Source organism: Ruegeria sp. AA6 (genome assembly GCF_056542865.1).
The window spans coordinates 17,605-31,355 of record NZ_JBQGAN010000010.1; the positions used below are offsets into that span (position 1 = coordinate 17,605).

The window sequence follows — 13,751 nt, forward strand, 5'->3', positions numbered from 1 at the left end:
CGCGCTCCGAGATATTTACAGCCAGATGAAGAACGGATCCCCAGCTTCATCTGGCTGTAAATATCTCGGGGGAGTCGCCCGGTACGGGCGGCGGGGGCAGAGCCCCCTGCCCAGGTCAGACCTTCACCCGTTCCGATTTCGGGTCGTACATCGGCTTCAACGAAGCCTCAGCCTTAACCTTCACACCGCACACGTCGATCTCATAAGTCGAGGCCAGCACGTCAGCTGCCTTTTCTCCTTCGCAAGGCACATAGCCCAGACCGATGGCTCCACCCAACGTGTGGCCGTAGTTGCCCGAACTCAGATACCCCACATACTCACCGTCCCGCACGATCGGTTCGTTGTGGAACAGCAGTGGTTCGGGATCGGTCAGCTTGAACTGTACAAGGCGGTTTTTCGGCCCGCTCTCCTTGCGCGCAATCACCGCCTCACGCCCGATGAAGTCGCTGCCCTTGTCAACCTTGACGGCAAAGCCGAGGCCCGCATCAACCACGTGGTCTTCGCAGGTGATATCGTGGCCGAAATGGCGGAAACCCTTTTCGAGCCGGCAGCTGTCCATCATGTGCATACCGCAGAGTTTCAGATCCATGTCCTGCCCGGCCTCGTGCAGGGTTTCAAAGACATGACCAGCCATATCAGACGAGACGTAAACCTCCCATCCAAGCTCACCCACATAGGTCACGCGGTGGACGCGGGCGAGTCCCATGCCAATCTCAACCTCTTGCGCGGTGCCGAACGGGTTGGTCGCGTTCGAGAAATCAGCGGGTGAGACCTTTTCCAACAGCGCGCGCGCGTTGGGGCCCATGACAGCCAGAACGCCTTCGCCTGCTGTCACCTCTGTGATCGCCACGTTGAAATTGCCCGCATGGCGCATCATCCAGGTTTGGTCGGCCAGACGGGTCGCCGCCGGGGTGACGACCAGATAGGCTGTTTCGGTCAGGCGGGTGACGGTAACGTCTGCCTCAATCCCACCGGTGCGGTTCAAGAACTGAGTGTAGACGATCTTGCCGTTGGGCACCGAGTAATCGCCACCGCCGATGTAGTTCATGAACTTCTCGGCATCCGGCCCTTCAACGCGGATTTTGCCGAAGGACGACATGTCATACATGCCCACATTCTCGCGAATGGCACGGTGTTCTGCTGCCGAATTCTCAAACCAGTTCTGGCGCTTCCAGCTGTATTGATACTCCCGCTCCTGCCCTTCATTGGCAAACCAGTTGGCGCGTTCCCAACCGGCCAGTTCGCCCATCACAGCGCCCTGTTCCAGCAGTTGGTGGTGGAACGGGGTACGACGCACACCGCGCGCAGTAGCCTTTTGGCGGTAGGGGTAGTGATCCGCATAAAGCAGGCCCAGTGTTTCCTTCGAACGCTCGAACAGGTACTTTTTATTGCCCTGAAACGGCTGCATCCGGCTGATGTCGACGTCGCCCAGATCGAACGGTTTCTCACCGCTGTCCATCCACTCGGCCAGCGCCATGCCTGCGCCACCGGCGGACTGGATACCGATCGAGTTGAAGCCTGCCGCGACCCAGACATTGTCCATCTCGGGCGCGAGACCCAGATGATAGGCGTCGTCTGGCGTAAAAGATTCCGGGCCGTTGAAGAATGTATGAATCCCGGCCTCCGCCAGCAGCGGCACACGCTCGACCGCTTTTTCCAGGATCGGTTCGAAATGGTCGAAATCTTCCTGAAGTTGGTCGAACTCGAAGGATTCCGGGATGCCGTCCATCGCCCAGGGTTTCGACTCGGGCTCAAATGCACCCAACAGGATTTTGCCCGCATCTTCCTTGTAGTAGGCGTATTCATCCGGCACCCGCAGAACCGGCAATTGGGTCATGCCCTCGATATTCTCGGTGACGATATAGAAGTGTTCGCACGCATGCAGTGGTACGTTCACGCCTGCCATCCGGCCAACTTCATGACCCCACATACCAGCACAGTTCACCACCATGTCGCATTCGATATGGCCCGAGGCGCTGCCATCATCGGCAACCCAATCCACGCCGGTCACCTTGCGCCCCTGTTTGACAATATCGGCGACTTTCACGCGCTCTTTCACGACTGCGCCGCGTTGGCGTGCGCCCTTGGCCAGCGCCAAGGCGATGTTTGCCGGGTCTCCCTGCCCATCGAGCGGCAGGTAAACGGCCCCTTTGACACCTTCGAGGTTGATATGCGGATACAACTCCTGCACGCGCTCGTTCGAAATCTCTTCGACCTCAACCCCAAAGGCACGGGCCATGGCGGCCTGACGGTAGATCTCTTCCTTGCGATCTTCGGACAGTGCAACTGTGATCGACCCGCAGCGTTTGAAACCAGTGGCAACGCCGGTTTCCTCTTCCAGCGAGCCATAAAGTTCCTGGCTGTATTTCGCCAGTTTGGTCATGTTCGCCGTTGCGCGTAGTTGTGCGATCAGGCCGGCAGCGTGCCAAGTCGTGCCGCTGGTCAGCTGCTTGCGCTCCAGCAGCACAACGTCTTTCCAGCCCTTCTTGGTCAAATGATACGCGACCGAGCATCCGATGACGCCGCCTCCGATGATGACCACTCGGGCCTTGCTGGGAAGATCAACCATCCTGAAATCTCCGCTGTGTCAGGTTTGGGTCAAATTGCCACGAAAGACCGACAGTAAATGCACGAAAACCGTCACGCCATTGGTGATTTTCACCTTTGTGAGGACGCCCGCTTTTCCCGTCGTACTACAAAAGGAGTGACACCAAAGAAGCTCTTGTAAACCGAGGAAAAACCGTTGGGAAAGCCGCAGGCAAGACCGATTTCGCGAACGCTCATGGTGGTGTTCAGCAGCAGGTTATTGGCCTTGGCCAACCGCATTTCGCGATAAAACCCGTTGGGCGTAGTGCCGAAGAAGGTTTTGAACTTACGCTCAAGCGACCGGTTCGACAGGTGCAGCGAATCGACGATCTGGTTGATCGGCAGCGGGTCTTCGATATTGGCCTGCATCAGCTTGATGCATTGATCCAGCCTGGCATCCCCGGTCGAGGTCAGTTTCGCGCCGGAAAATGGTTGCATCGAGGAAAAATCGCGGATGTTTTCGTGCAGCATGATATCGGCCACGGTCATCTTGGCGGGCCCCGAGATATGGCGACCAATCACGGCAAGCGCCACGTCTGTTGTCGCCTCCATCCCCGCACACGTCACTACCGCGCCTTGTTCGGTGGCAATGGACAGCTTGGCCTCGAACCGCGCGCCGCGTTCGCGCAGGAATGAGGCGTTTTCCCAATGAGTTGCCATATCGTCAGCGCCCTGTTCGTCGATATAGCGACTGGCGGCTTCGGCCAGCAGAAACACCTTGGCGTCGCGAAAGGTGTAATCGGACACCACACGACTCAGCGACAGGTCAGGATGATCCGGGTCGCAGTTGCCGATGACGAAAAGGTAATCAGCCTTGGGCTGCGCCAGCACGGCTTCTGTCTGCACGACCGCATCGCTGCTGCTGGCAATCGGACCACCTTTGAGCGACCGATAGGTATACGTGAACGGCGGGGTCGGACACACACGATTGGCCAACCGCAGCACCTCGACCAGTGACGCCAGCTCCAAAAGCACATAGCCGGGTGCCACGAGAATATCGAAATGCTGCGGTGTTTTTGGTGACGTGTCAGAGAGTTTCGGCATCGCTTACGTCTCAGACAATCTGATGACCGGCATCTCGTAGCCGATGTGCCAGTGCTTCTATGTGATCCGGGCCGACCTCGCAACACCCCCCAACAATGGTCGCGCCCTGCGCCACCCAAGTCATGGCGTGTTCGGCGTAGGCTTCTGGTCCCAAATCCTGCCGCTGTTCCAACGCATCAACGGTGGGCGCGTCTTCTAGGAACTTTTGTGAGATCCCGACGAAACCGTTGGCATAGGCGCCAAACGGGCGACCCATTTTTGCAATGATCTCCAACGCCGCAGGAATAGCCTCGGGGCGGGAACAGTTGATCAACACCGCATCTGGCTCAAAACGTTCCACAACCGGCGCAACATCGGACAACAGCTCGCCCGAGCGCAAACGCGTGCCATCCTCATCCATCACAGACAACGCCAGCCACACAGGTTTTCCAGCTTGCGCTGTGCCACGCAGAGCGCCCTCGGCCTCCTGCACAGACGACACAGTTTCTATCAGGAACAAATCCACGCGATCTGCCATCAAACCCACGAGTTCGGCAAATTTGACCTCAGCCTCGCTGACATCCGGGTTCAGGTCAGGCCGGTAGGACGCCAGCAATGGACCAAGTGCGCCGGCGATGCGCCCTCCGGCGTTGCGCGCACGCTCGGCCTGCGAAAGCGCCGTTTTGACCAATTCGGCAAGTTGCCCTTCCAGTCCCACCCGCTCAAGCCGGGAGCGGTGGACGGCATATGTGTTGGTGGTGGCAACTGTCGCACCGCGGCGAAAATACTCGGCATGAACATCCCCGACCAAATCCGGGTAGTCGATCATCACCCGCGTCGACCACAGAGGCGTCGCTCGGTCACCGCTGCGCTTGACCAGTTCCTGCCCGATTGAGCCGTCCAATAAAGTGATATTCGCCATGTCTCAGCCTATTCAGGGAATCAGAACAAGTTTGCCCGGAAACGCTTTGGATTGAAAATCCGCCTGCGCGGTGGCGATGTCCTTTAACGGATAGGTCTTTGAGATCAAGGGCCTGATCCGACCGGCATTGATCATTTCGGCCAGTCGCCCGAACACGTCGAACGCCTGATGGGTGCATCCGTGAATGGTGATGTCGCGCAAGTAAATATCGCGCAGATCGGCCTGCACGATCGGTCCGGCAATGGCGCCCGAAACGGCATAGTGACCGCCCGGTTTCAGCGCAAGAATCAGGCCCGGCCATGCCGCGCCGCCGACAACGTCGATCACCACATCGAACATATCCGCAGGCAGCACCGCGTCGCGGCCAAACGTGTCGACTGCGCCCTGAGATTTGACCACTTCGGATTTGGTCGGGCTGGTCACACCCCAAACCGTCGCCCCTCGCAACGCTGCAAGCTGCACGGCGGCCAGACCGACTCCGCCGGAAGCCCCGGTGATCAGCACCTTTTGCCCTGCGGTCACATTTGCGCGGGTCAGCAGGTTTTCCGCCGTGCCAAAGGCGCAGGGAATAGCCGCGATTTCCACATCTGACAGGGGCGAGGTGGTCACGTCATACAAATCCGCAGCCTCAACCAGACAGTACTGAGCAAACGCCCCGTCGATTTCTGACCCCAAAGCGATGAAGCCTGTCGGATGGCCCGGACGTGGGCGCGGCAAGTTGATCGGGCAAGTCACACGCTGACCCGGCTTGAACCCGGCTTCGGGGCCAACGGCTTCAACGACACCACACAGATCGCCACCCTGAATGCGTGGGAATTGCAGCGCACCGCCCCAACCTCCGGCCTCGACGTCCTGATCCACGGCATCAGTCGCGCCGGTCACATCCGAAGAATACCATCCAACGCGCGTATTGATATCGGTATTGTTGACCCCCGCTGCCATTACGCGCACCAATACCTGTCCCGGTCCCGGCACAGGCACCGGTATATCGTCGCGCCACTCCAGCGCTTCAGGCCCACCGTGATGTGTCAGGTAAACGCCAGACATGGTTTTAGGGGTTGTCATCGGGCCTTGCCTTTACGTCTAATCGTCCGGATGTGGCGGAACCGGGCCCATTGGGATAATGTCGTAACGGGCATTCAGCGCGGCCATTTTTGCCTCATCAGCGAAATCGGCTTCGCTCATTTTCGCAAGTTCTGCAAGAAACCCGTCAAACCCTGCGGGCTGAAAGATCATCAACATCCGCGCCGGTTTGCCCTTGGCCACTCGGCCGGCATGTGGAACACCCGGTGGCACATGGATCGTGGTGCCCGCCTTGCAGCGATGCCAATCGCCATCGACATAGAAATCCACCTCACCTTCCAGAAAATAAAAGGTTTCGGCGTGGGTATCATGGCGATGAAGGCCAAGCGCGAAGCTGGCCTTCAGATTGTCTTCCATGAGCGTGTAAGCGCCATCTGTATCCTGACCAGAAACCTTCACGAAGGTGTGGTCATTCTCCCAGTCATAGTTGGGGCCCTCTCCGGGCCCCAGTTTGGTGTATCGCTTGCTCATGGCACCTCCGCGGGTGTTACGCGCGCAGCCGCTCGTTCTGCGGATCCCAGAGCGGCTGGTCCTCTTGTACCACAGCGCGGCGTCTCTCGCCGTAGATTTCCACCTCAAGCTCGGTGCCGGGGTTGGCAAGCTCGGACTTGATCATGCCCAGCGCGATGGATTTGCCCACGCGATAGCCCCATGCGCCCGAGGTGGTTTCACCCACGATCTGATCACCCTGCCAAATGCAGGACATGTAAGGCGCGTCGCAGTCGCCCGCATCCACGGTCAGTGTGACAAAGGACTTCTTCACACCTTGCTGCTTTTCGTTCAGGATCGCGGCCTTGCCGGGGAAGTCCTGCGGCTTGTCCAGCTTGACGAACCGTTCCAGCCCGCCCTCAAGCAACGAGTAATCGGTGCTCAGATCGCCTTTCCATGCGCGATAGCCCTTTTCGATGCGCAGAGAGTTCAGGGCGTACATCCCGAACGGTTTGGCTCCGGCGTCAATGATCGCGTTGTAGATCGCGGGCATATCCTCGTTCAGCGCATGCACTTCCCAGCCCAATTCACCGGCAAAGGACACACGGATCAGGAAGGCATCCTGACCGGCCACCTTTGCAGATTGATGGGTCAGCCAGCCCGAGGACAGGTCCGCATCGGTCATGCCCGACAGAAGCGTACGTGAATTCGGGCCGGTGACGATCAGAGTGTCGCGGGTCGTGGTTACATCCTCGACCGTCACGCTGGCGGGCATGGCGTTCATCAGGATGTCACGGTCGTGCCACTGCGCCGTGGCGGCGGTGATCAGAACGAACTCATCCTCGCCCAGACGGATACAGGACATCTCGGTCAGGATACGGCCCCGGTCGTCTGCAATGTAGATCAGGTTGATCCGACCAACTTTTGGCAGACCACCGGATGCGAGACCGCGCAGCGCCTCAGCGGCGCCCTCTCCTGTGACCTTGAAGCGCGAGAAGCCTGGCAGATCCAGCACTCCACAGTCGTCCCGCACGGCCTCGCATTCCTCTTTAACCCGCTGCTCCCACGGACCGGAACGGCCCCAGGTGTGGGTGGCCTCCAGCGATGTGTCATCGCCCGGCTTGGCGAACCAGTTGGCGCGCTCCCAGCCGTTGTAGACACCCATTACGCCGCCCAGTTCCTTCACCTTGGCATGCACGGGCGACAGCTTCTTGTCGCGCGCGGCAGGCCATTCGTGGTGGGGGAAGTGCATGGCGTATTCGTTGCCATAGACTTCCATGCCCTTCTGGTTGCAGTAGTCCTGATCGGTGTAGTCGGTGTAGCGGCGCGGATCGACCGCCCACATATCCCACTCGGTGTGACCATCGACGATCCATTCGGCCAGCACCTTGCCTGCGCCACCGCCCTGCGCGATGCCGAAGGTAAAGCTGTGTGCCTCAAACGCGTTTTTCACACCCGGCATCGGTCCAATCAGCGGCAGACCGTCCGGTGCATACGGAATCGGGCCGTTGATCACGCGCCCCACGCCCGAAGTTGCCATCAGCGGCACCCGCTCCATCGCGTCGGTGACGATGTCCTCGATGCGGTCCAGATCGTCGTTCCAGAGTTGGAAGCTGAAATCCTCGGGCATCGGGTCGTCTTCGGTCATCCAGTGGCCCTTGCAGTTGGGCTCATAGGGGCCGAGGTTGAAGCCGTTCTTCTCTTGCCGCAGGTAGTACGAGATATCCACGTCGCGCAGCAGGGGCAGCTTGCCGCCATGGTCTTTCGACCATGCCTCGACCTCGGGCACTTCGTCGGTCAGAAGATACTGGTGGCTCATGACCATCGCGGGCACGGTTCGACCGCCGTATGGCTTGAACATCTCGCCCACACGCTGCGCATAGTAACCGGCTGCGTTCACAACGTAATCACAGGCGATGTCACCCTGATCGGTATGCACGGTCCACGTACCGTCGTCATGCAGCGTCACACCAGTCGCCGGGCAGAAACGGATGATCTTCTGGCCCAGATCGCGTGCGCCCTTGGCCAGAGCCTGCGTCAACTGCGCCGGGTCGATGTCACCGTCGGTCGGGTCGTACAGCACACCTTCCAGGTCGTGCGTTTCCATGAACGGATAGCGTTCCTTGGCCTCTTCCGGCGTCCACATCTCCATCGGGATGCCCTGATAGAGGCCCATCGACATGGCACGCTCGAACTCCTGCATCCGTTCCTTGCTGTGCGCCAGACGGATTGATCCCGAAACGTGGTAGTTCATCGGGTAGTCGACCTCTTCGGCCAAGCGCGAATACAGCTCGGTCGAATAGCGCTGCATGTTCATGATCGCCCACGAGGTCGAGAATGTCGGAACGTTGCCCGCCGCGTGCCATGTGGACCCGGCGGTCAGTTCGTTCTTTTCCAGCAGAACGCAATCGGTCCAGCCCTTCTTGGCCAGATGATACAGGGACGAGCAGCCCACGACGCCGCCACCGATGATGACCACACGGGCCTTGGTTGGAAAATCACTCATGTGTTTTGATCCTCTGTTAGTGTGCCCGCTAGGGCAGATCGTCTGAGATGTCGTAATAGTCACCTTTGTCAGCGACAAAGATGTGCTTTGAGAGTTTCAGGCCCGTAGGTTCGCTGAGCGCCCCCATCGAGATCGAAATCGTGTCTTCTTCGTTGTGCTGCCAGAACAGGAAAGAGCCGCATTCACTGCAGAACCCGCGTCGGGCAATGTCCGAGGCGCGGAACCAGCGTAGCGGATCGCTGGACGAGAAACTCAGGTTGTCCTGATGGGTCGAGGTCGAGGCCCAGATATGACCCGATTGCTTGCGACACTGGCCGCAGTGGCAGGCGGATGGCGGCGACAGCTCTCCGTCGATGGTAAACGCGACTGCGCCGCAAAGGCAGGAACCGGTGTGCATGTGATTACCCCCTTGCTGCGGGCGTGGAACTGGCACCCAGCAACACGCCATAGATGATGAAACAGGTCGCCATCACACGGCGGACCCAAATGTTGAACACAGCCCCCAGCGCTGCCTTGCCCATCACCGCGCCTAGTAGGGTGAACCCGGTATAGCTGAGCGTGGTGATGACCAGCGCAGTCGGCATGATCACCCCCATCTGCTGCCAGATCGGCACGTCGGGCTGCACGAATTGCGAAAAGGCAGCAAGGTATCCAGCCACGCTTTTGGGATTGATCGTCGCCACGGCCAGCGCGTGCAGATAGACATGCCGCGCGGGGCGCTCAGAGGCGGGCGCGGGTTTGGTCGCGTTCATCCAACCGCGGATACCGACCCAGATCAGGAATCCGGCACCCACAAGCTTGGCGATGAAAAATCCGGTCGGTGACGCGGCGATCAGCGCGGTGATGCCCAGCGCCGACAGGATCAGAAACGCGCTGGCTTGTGTCAGGATCGCCGACACGCCCAGCATCGCCTTGGGAAACGGCAGGCTCATCCCGTTTGAGATACAGTTGACCGCATTCGGCCCCGGAGTGGTGACGAACACCACCCAGAACAATGCGAATATGGTCCATGCCTCGAAGCTCATCAGTAAACCGGAGGGGCGATGACCCAAACGGTCACGGCAGGCTCATTATAAGGGTTTGCCCATTGGTAATGTTCTTGTTTGATGCGGAAGCTGTCACCCGGACCGACGGTGAATTTATGCTGTCCGATCGTCAGGTCCAGACGCCCGGACACCATGTACCCGACCTCTTGCGTTGGGCGGTTCGCCGGGGTTTGCATTTTCGAACGCGGCTTGAAGGTGGAATGCACCATCACAAAATCATCGGTCAGGTCGGGCGAAAGGAGTTCCTCAATCAGCCCTTCTTCATCCGCGCCCATCGGTCGACGCGATCCAGCCCGGACAACATAGCCCTGCTCGTTTGCCGGAACCGAGGAATGCGCGAACAGCATCGACATCGGAACATCCAGGCATTCTGCAATCTGGCGCAGATCCGAGATCGACGGGTCGGACATGTCCCTCTCAACCTGGCTGAGCCACCCGACCGAGCGGTTCAGCCGCTCTGCAATCTCGGTCAGCGTCAGCCCTCGCGCCTTGCGCAGGGCGCGGATATCCGCACCGAGTGTCGCGCTTTGCGGGGCCTGAGTGTTCATCGCCGTTCCGAATCTCGTGAAATTTTTACCCTGTTTTTCACGATGACGTAGAATCGTGAAATTTCCAAGCATTTTTTCATTTGCGGCAACACACCGGCTTGGTATGCCTCAGCCATGTGGAGCGCAGTGATCTACCTTTGGGCCGTTAACACCCTGACCCTGTTGGCCTTTGGCTGGGACAAGGCCCGCGCACGACGTCGCAAAGGCAGAATTACCGAACGCCGCTTATTATGGCTGGCCGCGCTTGGAGGCAGCCCCGGCGCACTGATGGGACGTTGGATGTTCCGGCACAAGACGCGCAAGCGCGAGTTTTCAGTCTGGTTGTTCACGATTGCAGGGGTGCAAGTGTGCCTGTTTTACGTGCTGGCTGGGGGAGCCTTTTTGGATCACCTGTGATCCACCTTCATTAACAAATCAACATATTATCAAATTGCGAACTGTCTGATACACTCCATGATCACTGAAGGTATGGATTAAACACCAATATACAAAGGGTTAGACGAAAATGGAAAATGGGCTCGGTTTTTTCGATATAGTCTGGTCAATCTTCTGGCTGTTCCTCATGGTCGCCTGGTTCTGGGTGATGATATCGGTCGTCGCCGACGTCTTCCGCTCAAAGGACCTGAGCGGCGGCGGCAAGGCCCTGTGGATCGCTTTTGTGATCCTGATCCCCTGGCTCGGCGTGCTGTGTTATCTCATTGTTCGCGGGGATAAAATGCACCAGCACAGCGTTGAGACCATGAACCAGATCGAAGAAGCTCAGAAGGATTATATCCGATCGGTTGCAAGCGTTTCAGCGGCCGATGAAATTGAACGTCTGGCGGCGCTCAAGGAAAAAGGGCACCTGACGGACGAGGAATTCGCTGCGCAAAAAGCAAAGGTTCTGGCGACCTGATCGGCGGATAAGGCACTGCCATCGTCGACCGGGAGCCCTCCCGGTCGAATTCATTGTGCAAACACATCTTTCAATATGGCGGTCAGTGACGACGCGTCTGCTTCTGTGAAGGCATTCGGTTGGTCGCTGTCGATATCGAACACGCCGATCACTGCCCCCTCTGAATCCCAAACCGGCAAAACCAGCTCTGACCGGGTCGAAGATGCGCAAGCGATATGGCCGGGGAAATTGTCCACATCCGGGACCAATTGCACCTCTTCGGTCTGGGCGGCTGCGCCGCAGACTCCACGGTCAAAGGGGATGACCAGACAACCGTGACCGCCCTGATAGGGGCCAATTTTCAACAAACCGGGTTCGGTTACACGATAAAATCCGGTCCAGTCAAAGCGGTCATCCGAATGGTGCACTTCGCATGCAATGGTTGCCATCAGGGCAACCTGATCCGTTTCACCCTCGGTCAGGGCAGCAATGGTTTTGGCGAGCGCGTCGTAGTCAACTGTCATGGTCATGCTTTTTGGCAGATTTTTGCGAGGGAGTATGTGGAAAAAGTTGAAGCGTCAAACGCGTTCGATGGCAATAGCCGTCCCTTCTCCGCCGCCAATGCAGATTGCGGCCACGCCTCGTTTGAGGTTTCGTTTTTCCAGAGCGTTCAGCAGTGTAACCATGATACGCGCGCCCGATGCGCCGATGGGGTGACCCAGCGCGCAGGCGCCCCCGTTTACGTTAACCACGTCGCGTGGCAGCCCCATCTCGTGCATGAAGGCCATCGGCACGACAGCGAAGGCCTCGTTCACTTCCCACAGGTCCACATCATCTTTTGACCAGCCAATGGTTGAAAGCAGTTTTTGCGCTGCTGGAACCGGCGCAGTCGTGAACAAACCCGGTGCCTGTGCATGGCTGGCATGACCAACAATCCGCGCTCGTACTGTCAGCCCCTGCGCTGCGGCAGCTTCGGTAGAGGCCAGAACCAACGCAGCTGCGCCATCAGAAATGGACGACGAATTTGCCGCCGTCACTGTCCCATCCTCGCGGAACGCCGGTTTCAAGGTCGGGATTTTGTCCGGCCGCGCAGATTGGGGTTGTTCGTCCTGAGCAATGATAACTTCCCCCTTGCGGGTTCGCGAATTCACCGGGGTAATTTCGCCCTCGAACGCACCGCTTTTCTGCGCAGCCAACGCATTGGACAGGGATTGCAGCGCATACTCGTCCTGCGCCTCACGGGTGAATTGGAAAGCTTCAGCGCAATCCTCGGCAAACGTACCCATCAAGCGACCTTTGTCATAGGCGTCTTCGAGCCCGTCCAGAAACATGTGATCGATAACCTGACCGTGCCCGATGCGGGCTCCACCGCGCATTTTGGGCAAAAGATACGGTGCGTTGGTCATGCTCTCCATTCCGCCCGCCACCATCGTATCGGCATGGCCCAGCGCGATCTGATCAAAGGCCATCATGGCGGCCTTCATGCCCGAACCGCACATCTTGTTCAGGGTCGTGGCGGGCACGTCCTCGCCCAGACCAGCCGCGAATCCGGCTTGCCGTGCCGGGGCCTGACCCTGACCCGCCGGCAAAACGCAGCCCATCAGAACTTCGTCCACCGTTTCAGCGCCCGCCCCCTGTAGCGCGGCTCGAATGGCTGCGCCGCCCAGATCTGCGGCAGCGATACCGTCGAACATACCTTGGAATCCCCCCATAGGCGTACGCGCCGCCCCCGCGATAACGACCTGTTTCATCGCGATGCTCCTCCTGTTTTCCCTTAGCTTGGATACCGAATGGTAAGAATTGCCGTCTAGCGTATTTCTACTAGCGAATTTCAGATTGAAGGACCGTCGCGCATGGCCCTGAGTAGTAAAACGACCGACACAACCCAAATCATCAAGGTGCATTCCGACCGGATTGATGCGGCTATGGCCATTCAATTCAAAGAAGACATGCGAAATGAAGCAGAAGGTGGCGCGGCCAGAGTTGTTCTGGATTTAACCAGCGTCGAATTCATCGACTCAAGCGGGTTGGGGGCAATCGTAGCCTCGATGAAACAGCTTGGAAGCGACCGCAGGCTGGATTTGGCGGGTCTGCACCCCTTTGTCGAGAAGGTATTTCGACTGACCCGCATGGACACGGTATTCAAACTCTACCCGACGCTGGATGATGCCCTGTCGACCTCTGCAGATTGACCCGATTTATCATCTGAATAGGCGCGATGCACATGAGTAATGGCAAGTGTATGGATCTTAGCTTCGCGGCAACTGAGGCTGAAGCCAGCTCTGGGATTGCGCAACTCAGCCGCGGGCTGGCCGCACAGGGGCTTCCTGCACATAAAGCTGGCGATGTAAAAATCGCGCTGGCCGAAGCTATCAACAACGTGGTCGAACACGCCTACGCCGACATTACGCCAGCTCGGGTGCAGGTGAGATGTCGTCTGCATCAAAACTGGCTTGAAATTCTGATTTCGGACACAGGCACCCCCCTGCCCGGATTTCGGGTGCCTGACGGCATGCCGGCGGCCTTGGGTGAGACCCTTGATGACTTGCCCGAAGGGGGGTTTGGCTGGTTTCTGATCCATGAATTGACCAGCGACATCCGCTATGAGCGGGACAACGGTTGCAACAGGCTATCGTTGCGATTCGACTTTCCTGAAGCCACCTGACAACTAGGAATGGTCACAATATGGCCCAGATCGAACCATTGTCGCGCCGCAAACAAGGGTCAATGTCGG

The 13,751-nt window shown here is 58.5% G+C and carries 15 protein-coding genes; 4 read left to right on the forward strand and 11 right to left on the reverse strand.

The annotated features are described in order from the left end of the window. Positions 1-115: 115 nt before the first annotated feature. From ACR0LN_RS13125 to ACR0LN_RS13165, 9 genes are all read right to left on the reverse strand, one after another. Positions 116-2,569: a GcvT family protein gene (locus tag ACR0LN_RS13125; protein WP_480430187.1), complete on the reverse strand. Its 2,454-nt coding sequence runs from the start codon at positions 2,567-2,569 to the stop codon at positions 116-118. 89 nt (positions 2,570-2,658) lie between these two features. Next, positions 2,659-3,630, reverse strand: a complete 972-nt coding sequence (locus ACR0LN_RS13130) for a GlxA family transcriptional regulator (RefSeq protein WP_480430189.1) — start codon at positions 3,628-3,630, stop codon at positions 2,659-2,661. A gap of 10 nt (positions 3,631-3,640) precedes the next feature. Beyond that, positions 3,641-4,531 carry a homocysteine S-methyltransferase family protein gene (locus ACR0LN_RS13135; protein WP_480430190.1) on the reverse strand — a complete coding sequence of 297 codons (891 nt, stop codon included), beginning with the start codon at positions 4,529-4,531 and terminating at the stop codon, positions 3,641-3,643. A 12-nt stretch (positions 4,532-4,543) separates the two neighbouring features. After that, positions 4,544-5,596: an alcohol dehydrogenase family protein gene (locus ACR0LN_RS13140; RefSeq protein ID WP_480430191.1), complete on the reverse strand. Its 1,053-nt coding sequence runs from the start codon at positions 5,594-5,596 to the stop codon at positions 4,544-4,546. 18 nt (positions 5,597-5,614) lie between these two features. After that, complete coding sequence (locus tag ACR0LN_RS13145; RefSeq protein ID WP_480430193.1) at positions 5,615-6,085, reverse strand: cupin domain-containing protein; 471 nt, start codon at positions 6,083-6,085, stop codon at positions 5,615-5,617. A gap of 16 nt (positions 6,086-6,101) precedes the next feature. Then, positions 6,102-8,549, reverse strand: a complete 2,448-nt coding sequence (locus ACR0LN_RS13150) for a GcvT family protein (protein ID WP_480430195.1) — start codon at positions 8,547-8,549, stop codon at positions 6,102-6,104. Between the two features lie 28 nt (positions 8,550-8,577). Then, complete coding sequence (locus tag ACR0LN_RS13155) at positions 8,578-8,946, reverse strand: GFA family protein (protein ID WP_480430196.1); 369 nt, start codon at positions 8,944-8,946, stop codon at positions 8,578-8,580. 4 nt (positions 8,947-8,950) lie between these two features. Continuing rightward, positions 8,951-9,574, reverse strand: coding sequence for a LysE family translocator (locus ACR0LN_RS13160; RefSeq protein ID WP_480430197.1), 624 nt, complete (start codon positions 9,572-9,574; stop codon positions 8,951-8,953). Beyond that, the gene (locus tag ACR0LN_RS13165) at positions 9,574-10,143 is read right to left on the reverse strand and encodes a helix-turn-helix domain-containing protein (RefSeq protein WP_480430199.1); all 570 of its coding nucleotides are present in this window, start codon (positions 10,141-10,143) and stop codon (positions 9,574-9,576) included. The genes ACR0LN_RS13160 and ACR0LN_RS13165 overlap by 1 nt, the downstream gene beginning before the upstream one ends. A 126-nt stretch (positions 10,144-10,269) precedes the next feature. Here ACR0LN_RS13165 and ACR0LN_RS13170 point away from each other — a divergent pair, with 126 nt between their 5' ends. Beyond that, the gene (locus tag ACR0LN_RS13170) at positions 10,270-10,539 is read left to right on the forward strand and encodes a DUF1294 domain-containing protein (RefSeq protein ID WP_480430201.1); all 270 of its coding nucleotides are present in this window, start codon (positions 10,270-10,272) and stop codon (positions 10,537-10,539) included. Positions 10,540-10,648: 109 nt separating this feature from the next. Then, positions 10,649-11,038: an SHOCT domain-containing protein gene (locus ACR0LN_RS13175; protein WP_480430202.1), complete on the forward strand. Its 390-nt coding sequence runs from the start codon at positions 10,649-10,651 to the stop codon at positions 11,036-11,038. 50 nt (positions 11,039-11,088) lie between these two features. On the opposite strand, the gene ACR0LN_RS13180 is transcribed toward ACR0LN_RS13175, so the two are convergent. Further along, positions 11,089-11,541 carry a GAF domain-containing protein gene (locus ACR0LN_RS13180; RefSeq protein ID WP_480430204.1) on the reverse strand — a complete coding sequence of 151 codons (453 nt, stop codon included), beginning with the start codon at positions 11,539-11,541 and terminating at the stop codon, positions 11,089-11,091. 54 nt (positions 11,542-11,595) lie between these two features. Beyond that, on the reverse strand, positions 11,596-12,768 hold the full coding sequence (locus ACR0LN_RS13185) for a thiolase family protein (protein ID WP_480430205.1): 1,173 nt from the start codon (positions 12,766-12,768) through the stop codon (positions 11,596-11,598). 102 nt (positions 12,769-12,870) lie between these two features. Here ACR0LN_RS13185 and ACR0LN_RS13190 point away from each other — a divergent pair, with 102 nt between their 5' ends. Then, on the forward strand, positions 12,871-13,209 hold the full coding sequence (locus tag ACR0LN_RS13190; protein WP_480430206.1) for an STAS domain-containing protein: 339 nt from the start codon (positions 12,871-12,873) through the stop codon (positions 13,207-13,209). A gap of 32 nt (positions 13,210-13,241) precedes the next feature. Beyond that, the gene (locus ACR0LN_RS13195; protein WP_480430208.1) at positions 13,242-13,682 is read left to right on the forward strand and encodes an ATP-binding protein; all 441 of its coding nucleotides are present in this window, start codon (positions 13,242-13,244) and stop codon (positions 13,680-13,682) included. Positions 13,683-13,751 lie beyond the last annotated feature (69 nt).